This is a genomic window from Cytophagaceae bacterium, assembly GCA_016722655.1.
In the GTDB taxonomy this organism is placed as follows: Bacteria; Bacteroidota; Bacteroidia; order Cytophagales; family Spirosomataceae; genus Leadbetterella.
The window spans coordinates 207430-222753 of record JADKIR010000004.1 but is presented as its reverse complement, the minus strand read 5'-3'; the positions used below and the strand labels follow the sequence as shown (position 1 = coordinate 222753).

Annotated in this window: 14 protein-coding genes and 1 pseudogene; 6 read left to right on the top strand and 9 right to left on the bottom strand. The window is 38.0% G+C overall.

The features are described from left to right. Window positions 1–30: 30 nt before the first annotated feature. From secDF to IPP61_01650, 5 genes and pseudogenes are all read right to left on the bottom strand, one after another. Window positions 31–2945 (bottom strand): annotated as a pseudogene (secDF, locus tag IPP61_01670) (protein translocase subunit SecDF). An 87-nt stretch (window positions 2946–3032) separates the two neighbouring features. Continuing rightward, complete coding sequence (locus IPP61_01665) at window positions 3033–3377, bottom strand: hypothetical protein (protein ID MBL0323880.1); 345 nt, start codon at window positions 3375–3377, stop codon at window positions 3033–3035. A gap of 61 nt (window positions 3378–3438) precedes the next feature. After that, entirely contained in the window at window positions 3439–3963 is a 525-nt protein-coding gene (locus IPP61_01660; protein ID MBL0323879.1) for a hypothetical protein, read from the bottom strand. A gap of 12 nt (window positions 3964–3975) precedes the next feature. Beyond that, the gene (locus IPP61_01655) at window positions 3976–5172 is read right to left on the bottom strand and encodes an S-adenosylmethionine:tRNA ribosyltransferase-isomerase (GenBank protein ID MBL0323878.1); all 1197 of its coding nucleotides are present in this window, start codon (window positions 5170–5172) and stop codon (window positions 3976–3978) included. After that, window positions 5173–5673 carry a hypothetical protein gene (locus IPP61_01650; GenBank protein MBL0323877.1) on the bottom strand — a complete coding sequence of 167 codons (501 nt, stop codon included), beginning with the start codon at window positions 5671–5673 and terminating at the stop codon, window positions 5173–5175. Between the two features lie 190 nt (window positions 5674–5863). Here IPP61_01650 and IPP61_01645 point away from each other — a divergent pair, with 190 nt between their 5' ends. Then, window positions 5864–6412, top strand: a complete 549-nt coding sequence (locus IPP61_01645) for a cob(I)yrinic acid a,c-diamide adenosyltransferase (protein ID MBL0323876.1) — start codon at window positions 5864–5866, stop codon at window positions 6410–6412. A 1-nt stretch (window position 6413) separates the two neighbouring features. Here the strand turns inward: IPP61_01645 and IPP61_01640 are convergent, their stop codons facing one another. Continuing rightward, window positions 6414–7061 (bottom strand): carbohydrate-binding family 9-like protein, encoded by a 648-nt coding sequence (locus IPP61_01640; GenBank protein MBL0323875.1) that lies wholly within the window; start codon window positions 7059–7061, stop codon window positions 6414–6416. 313 nt (window positions 7062–7374) lie between these two features. Further along, window positions 7375–8007, bottom strand: a complete 633-nt coding sequence (locus tag IPP61_01635; GenBank protein MBL0323874.1) for a hypothetical protein — start codon at window positions 8005–8007, stop codon at window positions 7375–7377. 236 nt (window positions 8008–8243) lie between these two features. Between IPP61_01635 and IPP61_01630 the strand changes: the two genes are divergently transcribed. From IPP61_01630 to IPP61_01610, 5 genes are all read left to right on the top strand, one after another. Further along, complete coding sequence (locus IPP61_01630; GenBank protein ID MBL0323873.1) at window positions 8244–8825, top strand: sigma-70 family RNA polymerase sigma factor; 582 nt, start codon at window positions 8244–8246, stop codon at window positions 8823–8825. Further along, a complete protein-coding gene (locus IPP61_01625) occupies window positions 8815–10170 on the top strand; it encodes a hypothetical protein (protein ID MBL0323872.1) in 1356 nt (451 codons plus the stop codon). The genes IPP61_01630 and IPP61_01625 overlap by 11 nt, the downstream gene beginning before the upstream one ends. A gap of 144 nt (window positions 10171–10314) precedes the next feature. Next, window positions 10315–10962: a PorT family protein gene (locus IPP61_01620; GenBank protein ID MBL0323871.1), complete on the top strand. Its 648-nt coding sequence runs from the start codon at window positions 10315–10317 to the stop codon at window positions 10960–10962. A 4-nt stretch (window positions 10963–10966) separates the two neighbouring features. Then, entirely contained in the window at window positions 10967–12280 is a 1314-nt protein-coding gene (locus IPP61_01615; protein ID MBL0323870.1) for a tyrosine--tRNA ligase, read from the top strand. Window positions 12281–12423: 143 nt separating this feature from the next. After that, complete coding sequence (locus tag IPP61_01610) at window positions 12424–12600, top strand: MarR family transcriptional regulator (protein MBL0323869.1); 177 nt, start codon at window positions 12424–12426, stop codon at window positions 12598–12600. Between the two features lies 1 nt (window position 12601). Here the strand turns inward: IPP61_01610 and IPP61_01605 are convergent, their stop codons facing one another. Both IPP61_01605 and IPP61_01600 read right to left on the bottom strand, forming a co-directional pair. Further along, window positions 12602–13393, bottom strand: a complete 792-nt coding sequence (locus IPP61_01605; protein MBL0323868.1) for an AAA family ATPase — start codon at window positions 13391–13393, stop codon at window positions 12602–12604. Between the two features lies 1 nt (window position 13394). Beyond that, complete coding sequence (locus IPP61_01600) at window positions 13395–15323, bottom strand: 1-deoxy-D-xylulose-5-phosphate synthase (protein ID MBL0323867.1); 1929 nt, start codon at window positions 15321–15323, stop codon at window positions 13395–13397. Window position 15324: the final 1 nt, after the last annotated feature.

The following is a 15324-nucleotide window of genomic DNA, read 5'->3' as shown; positions in this document are numbered from 1 at the left end:
GGTCTTTACTGAAATATCGAATCAAAAAATTTATACTGCCGGTTTTGCTGAATAAGCTTCTCCCTCTTTTTCTAATCTGTTTTGCATAGCATCAACCACAATTGGTGCTGCAATAAACAATGAAGAGTAAGTACCTACAATTACCCCGATAAACATCGCAAAGATAAATCCTCTGATACTTTCTCCACCAAAAATCAATAATATCAACAACACAATCAAAGTTGCCACACCGGTTACGGCAGTACGACTTAGAGTACTGTTAAGAGCATTGTTAATGGTGGTTTCGATGGGTTCTTTATGAGAGCCTTTTTCACGAAGATACTCTCTGATACGGTCAAATACTACCACGGTATCATTCATAGAATAACCCATCAAAGTCAATACCGCACCCACAAAAGCCTGGTCGATATCTAATGAGAATGGAAGGATACCATTGAAAATCGAGAAAATACCCAAAATTATCAACACATCATGGAAAAGAGCCACAACCGCACCAAAACCAAATGCCACGCTTCTAAATCTAATATAAATGTAAATAAAAGTGATAATCAAAGAGTAAAGAATCGCTTTCAATGATGACCAAATAGTATCATTGGCAATGGTTGGACCTACTTTTGATGAACCAACAATTTTTCCTTTATTTTCGGTCATTCCAGCCAAAACATCAGAAAGTTTGGTTCTGATTTCAGATTCAACTTCAGGAGCAACATTATCTATTTTATAAGCAGAAGTGATTTTTACTTTGTCAAATCCACCATAAGTTTTTACTTCAACAGCAGCACCTTCAAATACTTTCTGAGCAGCTTCTCTTACTTTTTCAGTATTCACAGTTTTTCAAATTTGGCCTCATAAGTTCTACCTCCTTTGAAGTCAACACCTAATCCAAAGCCTTTGATGCCAATTGAAACAGCACCTGCGATTATGATTGCAACCGAAATTCCATAAAATACTTTTCTTTTCTTAACAAAATCAATATGAGTATCATTGAAAAGTTTTTCAGTCCAGGCAGTTCTGAAATTAATAGTTTTGCCTTTTTTAACGAAATAATCAAAAATCAATCTTGCTACAAAAACCGCACTAAACAATGAAGTGAAAATACCAATTAAAAGTGTAGTTGCAAATCCTTTTACCAAACCTGTACCGAAGATAAATAAGATGACACCGGTTATTAAGGTAGTTACATTGGAGTCAATGATTGACGGCATGGCGTTTTTGAAACCTTCTGATATTGAAACCATGAAGCTTTTTCCTGCCGCCATTTCTTCTTTTACTCTTTCAAATATTAGTACGTTGGCATCAACAGACATACCAACCGAAAGTACTAAACCTGCTATACCCGGAAGGGTCATAGTAGCACCAAAAGATGCCATAACACCTAAAACAAGTACCAAGTTAACCAAAAGGGCTACGTTTGCCACCCATCCGGCTTTGCTATAATAAACGAGTACAAAAATCAAAACAGCCAATAAACCGACCAAAGCTGAAGATACCCCGGCTCTGAAAGCTTCAGAACCAACAGATGCACCAACCTCTGCTTCTTCAATAATATTGGTTGGGGCAGGTAACTTACCCGCTTTCAGTACGTTGGCAAGGTCAAGTGCCTGCTCTACGCTGAATCCACCTGATATGCTCGAATTTCCACCAGAAATCTCCTGATTTACATTGGGAGCTGAATAAACATAATTATCAAGAATAATTGCAACTTGTTTGCCAACATTGGCACCGGTCAGTGCTTTCCATTTTCTGGCACCAAGAGCGTTCATTTGCATTGAAACATCTGGTTTTCCGGTCATTTGATCGTAATCTTGTTTCGCATTAGTGATTACGTCACCTTCCAATGGAGCATTTCCATGGTCTTTGATGGCATATACTGACACAATTTCTTCCTTTGAAGTTGTATTTTCAACCGGACTAACATCATATAAAAATGTAAGATTTGCCGGGAAAATTCCCTGAGCTTCTGGTCTTTGTAATACTTCATTTAACCTTGCCGTATCTTTTGTCCTTACTGCCAGTCCACCAGTTGGTGATCCAACAAAAATATTGGCAAGTCCTGATTGAAGAGCCGAAGAGTCATTTTTAGGTGTAGTTTTTAGAGCCGAAGCCAATGTGCTTTTTGTGGTATCACCTGCCACCTTTATGCTTGATTTCCTGGCTTTTTCTTCCAGATCAATTTTAGTCAACAATGCTGAGAAAGCTTCAAACGAAGGGTTTAACTCAGTAGGGCTATATACCTCACAAAACTCCAATTTTGCAGCTCCCGAAAGCAATTTTCTTACACGCTCTGGGTTATCAACGCCTGGTAATTCTACCTGAATACGGTTTGTACCCGGAATCTTTGAAAGGTTAGGGTTAGCCACACCAAATTTATCAACACGGGTCTGGATTACTTTGAATGAACGGTCAAAGGCACCGTCTATTTCTTCTTTTACATATCTTAATACCTCACTGTCAGATGATTGTATATTTAAAATATCTCTGTTTGAAGTATTTACAAAAATGGTTGCCAGTTTGGTATCAGGTGCCAATTTTTTAAATTCCTGAGCAAAAAGTTCCGAATAATGCTTGCTACTGGTTACAGCTGCTTTATCAGCATTGGCAAGAGCCTGGGTTACCCTGGGGTCGCGAGACGCATTGGCAAGTGCCTTAACTACACCCGTTGGTGATACTTCCAGAATCACATGCATACCACCCTGAAGGTCAAGACCTAAACCTAACTCTTGTTTTGATAGATTTTCAAGAGTAGAACCCAGAAATACAGGTTGTTTCCACAATGAATCCAGATATCTTTGTTTTTTTGATGGGTCAATTTTTCCATCTTTTCCTGTGGCGTAAGCCGCAGCATCTTTTCTGATGTCGTTTACTTTCCAGGTACGAACCAGATAGTACAAACTCAATAACACAAACGCTATCAGCAGTGCTATTATACCTCCTTTGTTTTTCATAAAAAATTAATAATAAGTCCTTTGCGAGTAAAGGTTTTTTTGGTTTAAAAAGAATTTTGTATTAAAAAAATAGAAACCCCGAAGAACTCAAGGGGCATTGGTGACTATAATGTGCTCAAAAAGAACATCAAAATATGCAAAAAGAAATTGTCTGAAAGAATGTGTAAACCGAATAGTTATTTTCTCAAATCCAAAAAGTATAGCTTCCGGAAACTTAAGATCGAAATGTTGAAAATGAAAATGATGGGATGGAACAACCGACTCCGGATTTATTTGTTGTAAAATCGTTTCCTTTTGATTGTCTTTCTTTTCAGTAGATTTGGTTTCTTTCTGAATTTTTTGCGGCAAAGCGGCCGATACAAAATGTGCCGAGAACACACTCAGTAGCAGCAATATACCTGCGATTTTATTTATCAGAAGATTTTTTCTCATATTCAGGGCACGAAGTTACGCTTTGTTTATCGAAAAAATCAAGAAATATGCCAAAAAAGTATTATTTCTGACTTGATTTTTCAGAATTGTGGTCTTTTATGAGCTTACTTTTATTTATGAATGCCAGAACCAGATGTTTTTTGCACTTTGAAAAAATCATAGTTTTTTCGGGAATTGGAAAACTAAAAACAAAGGTGCTGTCATCGATTTTCTGAAGATTATTGCCTGTAGCTTGTTGGGTTTCATAACTATATTGGTAAGCTTCAACCAATTGATTGACCAATTTATTCTTATGTGAAAATTTTCCGCTACCAAAACTCACCAGATTTACTAATGAGCCTTCCACCGAATATTCATCCTGACATTCCAGGTTAGGATTTTTTGTAAAAAATTCAGCAATTTTTTCACCTTCTTCGTTTCCCCATTCCACTATACTGGTGTCAGAAATCCGCTTGATTTTATACTCTTCCATTTTAGCTTTTACTTCAGTGGTATCAACTCTTTTTACGTTGCCACAAGATGAAATAAAAAGTATTGAGAATAAATAAAATACTGATTTTGATAAATATGTAATAATGTTTTTCATAAAAGTAATAATCTAAGGTATTAAAAAACTACTGTCTCCAAAACTCAAAAATCTATAATTGTTTTCAAGGGCTTCATTATAAATTTCTTTCCATTTTTCTTCTCCTACCAAAGCCGCTACCAGCAAAAGAAGCGTTGAGCCAGGCTGGTGAAAATTTGTAATCAGGGCATTGCAAATACGGAATTTATATCCGGGGAATATCATGATTTCTGTACTTCCCATCAGTTGTTTTGAATCTGTTTTTTCTAAATAATTCAAAATCGCCCTTAGAGCTTGTATTACAGTGATTTCCGGATGATTTTGGTAAGGAAAAAGTTTTTCAATAAAAAAATTGGCATTTTCATTTCCCAATAATTTTACCCCAAACCAATATAAACTTTCTAATGACCGCATGGAAGTGGTGCCTACCGGTATAACAAACTCATGATTTTTTAATAAGTTTTCTACGAAATCTTTCGAAAATACCATCTGCTCTTCATGCATGGGGTGTTCCAAAGCATTTTCAGACTTAACTGGCATAAATGTACCGGCTCCCACATGAAGTGTAAGGTAGCTTAAACTAATATCTTTTTTTATTAAAGATTTAAGAATATCATCACTAAAATGCAGACCAGCAGTTGGAGCTGCAACGGCACCCTTTTCTTTGGAATAAACCGTTTGGTAGTCTTCCAGGTCTTCCTCTTCGGCTTCACGATTGAGATATGGCGGGAGTGGAATGTTACCAAAATATTCAATGATTTCACTAAAAACAGCTTCTGATGACCACTCAAAACGCACCAAATTGGATTCCTTATTTGCGAGAGTTGCCTTTAAAGTCAAAGAAACTCCGTTATTTATAATATCAAGCGAAAGAGTTTCGTGTTCTTTCCATTTTTTTTTATTTCCAATTACACATTCCCATTCGCAGGAATGGCGGGCCTCCATCGAAATGGCCACCAGTGGACTTGGTAGTACAGGATGTAAAATAAAAACCTCGATTATCGCACCGGTTTGACGTTTGAAAAATAGCCGGGCTGGAATTACTTTGGTGTTGTTAAAAACCAAATGAGAATTTTTGGGTAAAACTTCAGTAATGTCTTTAAAAACCTGATGAGTTATTTTTCCCGAATTAAATACCAAAAGTTTGGAGCTATCTCTCGGTTCTGCCGGATGCTTAGCAATCTTTTCATCGGGCAAAGGATAGCTGTAATCGGCAATTCTTACTTCCATTTAGTCTTCCTGTGGGGGATTTGTAAATAAAAGTCTGACAGGTAACCAGAAAATAATGATTAGCAATAAGGCTGCACCTCCAATTATAAACCAATTGTAATTAAAATCAAGTCTTTGACTTTGGTCTGAATTGATATTGTTGATTCCTAAAACTACAAATATCAAAAACGTGTTAATAATGGCCAGGAAGGCATTGAACCAGGTGCTGATAAGGTTTTTGGTTGCTTCGGGATGATTGGCCCACGCACTTTCAGGGTTTAATGCCTTGAAATTGAGTTTAATCAACGAATTCCTCAATAAACTTACCAAAAAGTTAACAAAAAATATTAATCCGGCAGTCCAGTAAAAAAACTGTTGCTGGCTGATAAAACCGACGGGATTACCCTTGGAATCGAAATTTATAGCAATACTTTCGGGTAAATTGGCATAACAAAATAGCACAACTACGGTTAACAATAAAAAAGAACCTATTTTCCAAAACCTGAAAAATATATTAATCATAATAAAATGTATAATATTTGTAAAAAGTTTGAATCTAGATCTCTATAAATATTTTCCATGGTTCGAAAACTTAAATAATTGGAAAGGATTTTTTAGAAATCTTGAAAATAAATCTGGTACAAAACCAAACATAAAAAACTAACACAAAGGTAGGGTAGAAGGTTGAGGATAAACGTAATTATTTTTAAAAATGTCGAAAATTTATACTAAAACAGGGGATAAGGGCACAACTTCTTTAGTTGGAGGAACTCGCCTTGACAAGGACCACATTAAAATTGAAGCCTATGGAACCGTAGATGAGCTTAACTCCTGGATGGGGGTAATTGCTGATTTTGAAGAAAATAAAGACAGGAAAAATGTTCTGAAGGAAATTCAGGATCGTCTTTTTACTATTGGTGCTGACCTGGCCTCTGAGCCGGAGTTTAAAAAGAAAACATTGCCGATTTTGTATGAATCCGATGTAGAGTTGCTGGAAAAACAAATGGATGAAATGAATGATGCCATGTCACCCATCCGGCATTTTATTTTACCGGGTGGCCATCAGTTGGTTTCGTTTACGCATGTGGCAAGGACTGTTTGCCGCCGGGCCGAAAGAAAAGTAATAAGCCTTTCGAAAATTGAAGAAACAAATCCAAAAATTGTTATTTATCTCAACCGTCTTTCAGATTTTCTTTTCGTTTTATCAAGAAAAATCACCTCTGAACTCGGTATTGAGGAAGTGAAATGGACTCCTCGTTGAGTTATTTTACTGTCATCAAACCAAATCTCTTTGGACGATGAAATGCAGCATTTTGCCCGGACAAGGTAGGGCTCCAGCACACAAAATCACAAGTGGTTTCATCACAAATCCAGTCTGGGTTTTCGTGTTGAGTATTTGACCTGATTCTGTAAAAATTGATTCGGTAGTTTTCGTTTATTTCTTTGCCAATGAGCTTCCAGGGTATTTGCAGGGTGCCACTCCAACTGTTTTCAGTTTTTTGGACGGCGTGCAGAATTTTGGCTTCCTCCGGATCTACCATTTTGTTGAGTGTTTGAGTTTCAGAGCCCAAAGTCGGATTGTCAATCCAGCCAATCCACAGTGCATTGTTGGGGTTTATCTCTACTTCCAGGTATTTTTTCGGATCAGCTTCACCTTCACTGATAAACACTTCAAATACTTCCTGATTATAAAGCGGTGCATTGTGAATTTGCATTATATTTTGATTTACAAAATCATCGCCTTTACACTCAAACTTAATATTGAAGTAATCTTCTGAATACCAAACCTCTACCTCTGTTTTGAAATCCGAAATGCGACCATCTGTAGCGTACTTGAAATGAGGTTGGACTTGGGTAGTTTTTTTTTGTTTTTTTTCTAAATTAAATTTGTACTCCTCAGTTGAAATCATAGTATTTTTATTTCTTCTCAAACTATTCCTGGAATCATTAATTCCAAAGTTTGGCAAAATTAACACTATTATCAAGTTGAAAATTAAAAATTTTGTCATTAAAGTAAGAATCAGAGGCAAATATTAATTGAAACGTCGCCGAATTTCAAATATAAGTGTTTCCCTTTTTTAATTTCTTCTTTTGATATTTCAAAAATCCCATGTTCGAAAGAATTGTTTTCTAAGGCAATTCCGTTAGATGAAGAAATTTTTAATTTTTTCATTTTATTTAAAAAAGCCCCCGTGATTTTGAATTACCGGGGGCTTTTTTTTTTTATCTATGACCTTTCCCTTTTCCCTTTCCTTTTCCTCCTTTATTTGTAAATGCTGTTTCTCCTGTAAATGCAAGAGTGGCATCAAATCCTAAAAGGATATGAGTTCCATCGGCTTTTTTAATCAAAACTCCGTATTTCCCATCTGTAGTCAGGTGTGCTGCTCTGACTTCCGAACCTGCATAATTGGCGGTAATATAACCTGTAATACTTGCAGGTAAACTAGCCAAATCTATTTTCACACCGTTAAGACCTTTTCCTTTTCCTGTATGTTCAGAAAGGAAGTTCCCATTTGAATCAAACAAAAGCCCTCTGTGAGTACTGTCAGTTAAGGTAATTCTCACGGCATATTTACCTGAATCTGATACAGCTGCTTTGTCAATAGTAGAACCAGCGTAATTGGTAGTTATATATGAGGTTACGCTGGCAGGAAGTGCACTAATCTCGATTTCAGTAAGATTGTGTTTTCCATGTTTGTGCCCATTTCCATTGGTTGAACTATCGGCAGTAGCAAAAAACAAGAAATCCATGTAAGCAGAGTCGTCGTCAGCAGGATCAACAGTCGATTGGTCGCAGGAGCTTAATCCCAATGTAGCACCAAGTAAAATCAAGAACAAAAATTTTAAATTTTTCATAAAAGAAATATGTTAGTTTAAAAATTAAAAATGAAGGATTTTCCAACATAGATAAATCTCACGGCATAAGCATTTGATATTATTTTCCCTGAAAGGTTTAACTATTAACTATTACGAATGGAATTATTTTTGTGTTGCCTCAGTAGAAAAAAATATATCAGGCAACGAAAACTAATTGGCTTAACGTATAATAATATTGTAAAGAATAATTCCAGGAAACATTAAAATAAAACCTTGTGATTTTTAGAAAGAGCAAAACTTTTGACCTGATAAAGGTTTTGGAAGGGTGCAAAGCTGGGCAGGGCTCTGCTCAAAAGCAACTCTTCGAAAACTATTATGGGCTGGCCAAAAGGATATGTTTGCGGTATGCAGGCTCTTCTGACGAGGTGGACGAAATGGTGAACGATGGCTTTTTGAAAGTTTTTTCAAAAATCAGTTTTTACGATTCCTCACAATCATTTGATGCGTGGTTTCGTACGGTGGTAGTCAGAACTTGTATTGATTATTATCGAAAAAATAGCCCAAAGGTAACCTTAGTCGATATTTCGACTGGTCCCCAAATTGAGTCAGACGACCATCTGATTGAGAAACTTTCAGCAGAAGAGATTCTCGAACTCGTACAAAAGCTGCCGCCTTCGTATCGAACGGTATTCTCTTTGTTTGCTGTGGAGGGGTATTCGCATGCCGAAATCGCCGAAATGCTCCATATCAATGAGGGTACTTCCCGGTCAAATCTGGCAAAAGCCAGAATGAAATTACAGGAATGGGTAAAACAATATTTAGACGAAAACGTAAATCAAGATAATCATGTCAGATAATTTTTTTGACGATAACATCCGCAAAAAGCTGGAAACTATACAACCCGAGTATAGTGAAGCTGCCTGGAAGCGACTGCGAAGCTCGCTGCCGGTTCCCTGGTATATAAGTTTATTCAGGGACTTTGGAGGCTGGATTTTTGGTGGAATCGCCTCGGTGGCTTTTCTAACCACATTTTTCAATAATCAATCAATCAAAAAAGAAAACCAATTACTAAATGAAAAAATCTCTACTATAGAAAGTCAGTCACTCAACACTGTAAGTTTAAGGGACACAGTTTTTGTCAATAGACAAGACACGGTGTACTTGACCAAATATTTGACCCAAACAAAAATCAAATATGTGACAGTAGATGGAAACAGAGAGGTGGATTTTGAACAGAATCAGGTAGCAGATTTTCAGGGAAATAAAACAGCCAAAGAAACAAGTAAAAAATCTTTGAATAGCACCCGGTCAGTTGATAAAAATACGGAGACTCAAAACAATGTAATTAGTGGAAAAACCGCATATGATAATTTGGATGTTAAAATTCCATTGGTAATTCCGGAAAGTATAAAAAATGAAACTTCTGTCGCTGAAAATCAGGTACTTCCTAAAATGGTTTTACCTCCTGCTGAAGAAAATACATTGAAGGAGCCTAAAAAAATGGAAAATGACAATTCCGTGCCGCTTCTTGACGAACTAACTGTAGCTGACAATAAAAGACCTAAAGAAGAGAAAAAGGGAAGCAAGCTATCTGATTTTCTGAAAAATCTTAATCCTCGTTTCGGTGTAACCGCCGATTACATGGGTAGAAGTGCCAACAGCATGGGCCCGGTCGTTGAGTTCTTTCTGGGAGAAAGGTTTTCATTGGGAACAGGTCTGTTAATTACCGGGAAGAATGAATTGAAATTTGGATTACCGAGGGATTTTAATATGGATACTGGTAAAAAATTTGAAGACAGGTACGGGCAGTTTTTCGGAGAGAGGCCGGTAAAAATTGAAGATATCAAAATTGAGACACAGAGTATCAAACTGCCATTGTATTTTAATTATTATGTGCCGTTTAAATACAATCTTGACTTTGTGCTAACGACAGGCACCAAACTCAATCTTTCGACAATCGAAAATGTTAGCTATATGGGTAGCAATAACTACGGTAATAATTACATCGAGAGATTTGAAAATGAGTATAAACCGAGGGTTTTCAATAATTTACTGTATGGGATGGGTATTCAATATCGCAAAGCACGATTCGCAGGACAATTGATACCATATTTTGAGTTTCCATTTAGTCAGGGTAACGCCCTTTCACCTCCTAAAAAATTCGGAATCAATGCCTCGCTCAGGTTTAGTTTAAAGAAATAATTACCAATTTTTTTCAGAAAAAGTCCTGTCGGAATCAAATTCGGCAGGATTTTTAATAAATCCTCTTCTCTAGCCTTATTTTTTGCTAAATTTGCAGACTTTTTAGGCTTTTGAATACGTTTTCAAAAACAAAACAAAGAAATAATGTCAAAAAAATCCTTCATTCTGATAGGTCTTATTTTTATCGCAACACTGAGTCAGGCTCAGATCAAACCTCGTTTTTTTGAATTTGGGCCGAAAGCTGGGATAAATGTTACCGGCTTGGCAACCCTAGATACCATTAGTTTTGACAAAAAAATAGCATTCAACTATCAGGCGGGCGTTTTTACAAGGTTTAATATGGGTAAATTCAGTCTTCAGCCCGAATTTATTTTTCAAACCAAAGGTGGAGCCACTACCGCTGACAATATTAGCTCGAAATATGCCTACAAATATCTTTCCACACCGGTATTGCTGGGTTTTACGCCTTTAAAGGGAATTTATTTGGAATCAGGAATGGAATACTCATGGTCACTAAATACCAAATCACAAAAAGGTACTGCCAATATATATGGACCCGATGTGAAAAATGATAAAAGCTGGGTTGCAGGTGCTAGAATAAATATGCTGGATGCATTTTCACTTTTTAGCCTAAACCTCAGATATACTCACGGCCTTAAAAACCAAATGCCAGATTCAAAAAATAAAGTAACTCCATTGGACTTTAGAAACAGGGCAGTGCAAGTATCAATTACCTACACATTTTCCGAATATTGGAAATGGAAACGCAAATACGGAGTTAAGAAAAAATAATAAAATGAGTTTTATTGAAGAATTAAAGTGGCGTGGAATGCTCCATCAGACCATGCCCGGTACCGAAGAGCAACTTGAAAAAGAAATGACTTCGGCCTATATTGGTTTTGATCCCACGGCAAAATCACTGCACATTGGTAATCTGGCCACAATCATGCTTTTGGTGCATTTTCAACGGGCCGGTCACAAACCTTACGCCCTTGTAGGTGGTGCTACGGGCATGGTGGGCGACCCTTCAGGGAAATCGGCTGAAAGGCAGTTTCTGGATGAGAAAGTTTTGAGAGAAAATCAGGAAGGGATAAGGATTCAATTAGAAAAATTTCTTGAATTTGGTGACAAACCCAACGCCGCGGTTATGGTCAATAACTACGACTGGTTCAAAGAGATGGGCTTTTTGCAGTTTTTGAGAGAAGTAGGTAAGTATTTGACGGTGAACTATATGAGCTCCAAAGACTCAGTAAAAAACCGCATCACGACCGGGATTTCATATACCGAATTTACTTATCAGCTTTTACAGGGTTACGATTTTTATCATTTATACAAAAATCACGGCATCAGACTGCAAATGGGCGGCTCTGATCAGTGGGGAAATATTACAACTGGTACCGAGCTTATCAGACGCAAAGAAAACAACGACGGCTCAGATGCCGACGGTGAGGTTGAATACTCAGCTTATGCTCTTACTACACCTTTGGTGACTAAAGCCGACGGAACAAAATTTGGCAAGTCAGAAGGTGGAAATGTGTGGCTGGATCCTGACCTGACCAGTCCTTACGAATTCTATCAGTTCTGGATTAATCAGGCAGACGATGACTGTAAAAGGTTGATAAGAGTCTTTACTTTACTTTCAAAAGAAGAAATCGAAAAACTCGAAGCCGAACATGCCGGGGCACCCCATTTGAGGATTGTCCAAAAAGCCATCGCCAAAGACGTCACCACCCGTGTACATGGTGCCGATCAATATGATTTGGCAGTGAAGGCATCTGAAGTTTTATACGGAAAGGCTACATTGGAAACCCTCCAAAGCCTCGATGAAGCTACTTTCAAGAAAATCTTTGACGGTGTGCCGCAAACCACTATTTCTAAAGCTGATTTTGAAGTTGCAGGTGGAATTCTCGATATCTTATCTTCAAGCACCAATAATGAGATTTATTCGTCTAAAGGCGAAGCCAGAAGGGCACTTCAAGGAAATGCCATCAGTATCAATAAAGTAAAAATTACGGATGAAAAAATGCCCCTTGCTGATATTACGCTTTTGAATGGTAAGTTTATATTAGTAGGTAAAGGAAAGAAAAATCATATTGTGGAGGTGATTTGAACTAATTATTTATAAGAATAATAAGAATGCCCTGCCAAAAGCAGGGCATTTTCATTTTATAATAAACCAATTTTCAAAAGAGCTCTGCCGGATGTCATATTTTGGTAAATGCCGAATTTATATTTTCGTAAAAAAATAAAATTATGGATACCAAAGAAGTAGTATTTGAAACGCTGAGAAAATCTTCTGAACCCCTAAAATGTGGCCAAATAGCTGATGTGACAGGTATCGACAAAGCCATTGTTGACAAAGCCATAAAAGCACTACGAAAAGAAGAGAAAGTGGTTTCTCCCAAAAATTGCTTTTACGCTGCTGTATAGTTTACAATTCTCTCAAAAAAGCCTCCGGATTATCTAAAAATTGTCGGGTGATTTGATAATGTGCCGTTTCTCGCCAGGAAATTTCTGAAATATTACCCTCTTCAATGTTCAAAATTTGAGCTCCGGGTATGGCCATGATGATAGGGCTATGGGTGGCGATTATAAACTGGCTGTCGTTTTCTCTGATTTTTTGCATGATGAGCGAAATCAATGAAAGCTGTCTTTGTGGAGAAAGAGCGGCCTCGGGCTCATCCATGATATAAAGTCCTTTACCGGTAATTCTGCCCAGAAAAAACTTCAAAAAGCCTTCTCCATGGCTCATGGCATCCAGGTTTTCGCCATAGCGGTCAATTAATGCCTGCCTTTCTGCTTTTATATATTTTGTGGCCAAATTAAGGTCGCCACCAGTCCAGGTTTCTTCTATTTCTCTGATCTCCAGACTTAAACCTTCGATTTTTTGCTGAATATTTTTTACAAAGCCAATAAAATCTTCTGCTCTCGAGAAAAAACCCGAAGTCGATTTTTGACCATACCTTATCGAAAGCATATTTCCCAATCTCCTTGCCGGTTCCATTAGCGGGTCATCAGAAATATCCAAACCACCGGCTACAGGCACACTTGTGGCATAGGCAAGAGCCTCCAGCAGTGTAGATTTACCTGCACCGTTCTCTCCCACCAAAAAAGTGATATTGCTCTTTAGTTTTACCGTTTCGAGGTTTTTTACCAGGGGTAAATTAAAAGGAAAAGCCTCAGAATCGGGGAGATTTCTGAGGCCAAAACTTTCTATTGTCATTTTATTTCAATGCTTCTATTTCGAAAAAACTCTCCGCAGCTCTGGCTATTCCGCTGGCATCAAAGCCACATTCGGCCCACAGTTGAGGTTGCTCTCCATGTTCTACAATTCTGTCCGGAATTCCGAGCCGTTTTACATTAGCTGCATAATTGTTCTCACTCATAAACTCTAGTATTGCTGATCCAATTCCACCTTGAACACACCCGTCTTCAACAACAATCACTTTATCAAACTTTCCGAATACTTCATGAAGCATTTCTTCATCGAGTGGTTTTGCAAAACGCATATCATAGTGAGCCACACTTAAGCTATTATCCAGTTTATTTATGGCTTTTTTAGCTTCATTTCCAATAGGACCGAAAGTCAATATTGCAAGGTCATCTCCATCTTTCAATTTTTGCCCTTTACCAATCTCAATTTTTGAAAATGGCAATTTCCAGTCAGGCATCACGCCTTCACCTCTCGGGTATCTTATCGTAAAGGCTTGTTTTCCTTGTTGCACATCGTCTGACTGGGCCAAAAACATCAGGTTTCTTAGTTCTTCTTCATCAAGAGGAGATGCAATAATCATATTTGGAATACACCTCATAAAGGCAATATCATAGGCACCGTGATGAGTAGGGCCATCAGCCCCGGCAAATCCTGCACGGTCGAGGCAGAACACCACAGGTAAACATTGCAAACAAACGTCATGTACTACCTGATCATAAGCCCGCTGCATAAATGAGCTGTAAATGTTGCAAAATACAGTTAGTCCCTGAGTCGCCATACCGGCAGAAAGTGTAACCGCATGTTGCTCGGCAATACCCACGTCAAAAGCCCTGTCAGGCATGGCTTTCATCATGATATTTAGAGAAGATCCAGAGGGCATTGCAGGGGTAATTCCCACAATCTTCTCATTTTTTTCGGCCAGTTCAACTATCGTATGACCAAATACATCCTGAAACTTGGGAGGCATAGGTCTGGTATAATTCTTCTTTTTGATTTCGCCGGTTACTTTGTCAAATAGTCCCGGAGCGTGCCATTTGGTTTGGTCTTCTTCAGCCGGGCCATAACCTTTGCCTTTTACTGTAAGACAATGTAAGATTTTTGGACCCGGAATATTTTTCAGGTCATTGAGCACTTCAACCAGGTGATCCACATCATGGCCATCGATTGGGCCGAAATATCGCAAGTTAAGTGCTTCGAAGAAATTACTCTGACTTATCAAAGTGCTTTTCATGGCAGCATCAACTTTAGCCACAATTTCGCGGGCACTTTTACCGAATTTACTCATTTTTCCAAGTAAATTCCAAACTTCTTCTTTTACCTTGTTGTAGGTTTTTGAAGTGGTAATGTCAGTCAAATATTCTTTCAATGCCCCTACATTGGGGTCAATGGCCATACAGTTGTCATTAAGAATAATCAGCAAGTTGGCATCTTTTACCGAGCCTGCGTGGTTCATACCTTCGAAAGCCAAGCCCGCAGTTAGGGCACCATCTCCAATTACAGCGATATGCTGGCGGGAAAGATTACCATTGTGCAAAGAGCCCATCGCCATGCCCAGTGCAGCAGATATTGAGGTTGAGGAGTGTCCTACTCCAAAAGCATCGTATTCGCTTTCCTTTCTTTTCGGAAAACCCGAAATACCACCATAAAGCCTGTTGGTTTCAAAACGATCTTTCCTTCCGGTCAGGATCTTGTGACCATAAGCCTGATGACCTACGTCCCAAACCAACTGATCGTCGGGTGTATTGAAAACATAATGTAAAGCAACAGAAAGCTCTACAACTCCCAAACTGGCTCCAAAATGCCCGCCATGAACCGATACCATATCAATGATATACTGTCGCACCTCTTCTGAAAGCTGATGTAATTGTTCTTTTTTTAGTTTTTTTAGATCTGATGGGAAATCTATTTTTTCTAAAAGAGGGCCCTGGGTAATTAACATG

Coding starts and splice junctions, on each gene's coding strand:
- IPP61_01645 (MBL0323876.1), top strand. CDS start 5,864: ATGTCGAAAATTTATACTAAAACAGGGGATAAGGGCACAACTTCTTTA.
- IPP61_01615 (MBL0323870.1), top strand. CDS start 10,967: ATGAGTTTTATTGAAGAATTAAAGTGGCGTGGAATGCTCCATCAGACC.
- IPP61_01635 (MBL0323874.1), bottom strand. CDS start 8,007: ATGAAAAATTTAAAATTTTTGTTCTTGATTTTACTTGGTGCTACATTG.
- IPP61_01600 (MBL0323867.1), bottom strand. CDS start 15,323: ATGTTAATTACCCAGGGCCCTCTTTTAGAAAAAATAGATTTCCCATCA.
- IPP61_01625 (MBL0323872.1), top strand. CDS start 8,815: ATGTCAGATAATTTTTTTGACGATAACATCCGCAAAAAGCTGGAAACT.
- IPP61_01610 (MBL0323869.1), top strand. CDS start 12,424: ATGGATACCAAAGAAGTAGTATTTGAAACGCTGAGAAAATCTTCTGAA.
- IPP61_01655 (MBL0323878.1), bottom strand. CDS start 5,172: ATGGAAGTAAGAATTGCCGATTACAGCTATCCTTTGCCCGATGAAAAG.
- IPP61_01640 (MBL0323875.1), bottom strand. CDS start 7,061: ATGATTTCAACTGAGGAGTACAAATTTAATTTAGAAAAAAAACAAAAA.
- IPP61_01650 (MBL0323877.1), bottom strand. CDS start 5,673: ATGATTAATATATTTTTCAGGTTTTGGAAAATAGGTTCTTTTTTATTG.
- IPP61_01665 (MBL0323880.1), bottom strand. CDS start 3,377: ATGAGAAAAAATCTTCTGATAAATAAAATCGCAGGTATATTGCTGCTA.
- IPP61_01605 (MBL0323868.1), bottom strand. CDS start 13,393: ATGACAATAGAAAGTTTTGGCCTCAGAAATCTCCCCGATTCTGAGGCT.
- IPP61_01620 (MBL0323871.1), top strand. CDS start 10,315: ATGTCAAAAAAATCCTTCATTCTGATAGGTCTTATTTTTATCGCAACA.
- IPP61_01660 (MBL0323879.1), bottom strand. CDS start 3,963: ATGAAAAACATTATTACATATTTATCAAAATCAGTATTTTATTTATTC.